The organism is Paraburkholderia fynbosensis, from assembly GCF_902859935.1.
GTDB classification, from domain to species: domain Bacteria; phylum Pseudomonadota; class Gammaproteobacteria; order Burkholderiales; family Burkholderiaceae; genus Paraburkholderia; species Paraburkholderia fynbosensis.
In genome coordinates, this window is record NZ_CADIKI010000082.1 from 1 (window position 1) to 753 (window position 753).

The 753-nt window shown below is 61.0% G+C and carries 1 protein-coding gene; it reads right to left on the reverse strand.

Annotated features, from left to right (window positions below; genetic code table 11):
• Window positions 1-753, reverse strand: a 753-nt coding sequence (locus HV770_RS38095) for a histidine kinase dimerization/phospho-acceptor domain-containing protein (protein WP_217468715.1), incomplete at both ends; no start/stop codon positions are given.

Consider the following 753-nt stretch of genomic DNA (forward strand, 5'->3'; position numbering starts at 1 on the left):
TGCGTGAGCCGGAATGCCGGCGCCGCGGTCGCTGACCGTGAAAACCATATGCGTCTCGCAACGGTTTAGTTGCAACTCAGCGCTATGGCCGTATTTCAGCGCATTGTCGACAAGGTTCATGCACGCGCGCCGCAACGACGATGGCCGCCCGTTGAATGGCAGACGATCTGGACCGGTGTACGAAACAGGCTGCCGCTGATCGCTATAGTCGTCGGTGATGGTGCGCAGTAGTCCGGCGAAGTCGAAAACCGTGGCCTCCTCGTCCTTGTAGTTGTCCCTGAAGAAAGACAGGGCCGAGTCCGCCATCGCCTGCAAGTCGTCGACATCGCGGAAGAGACGCGCCCGCTGATCGTCGTCTTCGATGAACTCTGCGCGAAGCCGGATCTTTGTGAGCGGCGTACGCAAATCATGCGACATGGCCGCGAGCATCATCGTCCGGTCCTCGACGAACTTGCGTAATTGCGCCTGTAGCGCGTTGAATGCCGCGATCGCCGCGCGCAGTTCTCGCGGCCCGCTTTCGCGTACCGGACCCGCACGCGGATCCCCACCGATCCGGCGAAGCTCCTGCGCGAACTGCCTTATCGGCTTGGAAAGAAAATAGGTGGCCAGGACGGACGCCGCAAAAATCGACAGCGCCACACATCCTAAAGCGACGGCAACCTGCGCGGGTTGCAACAGCCCCCAGTCGCGATGCGTCGCGATAAAGACCACCCAGCTGCTATCGCGCAACTCGACGGCCAGAAAATAGGCATG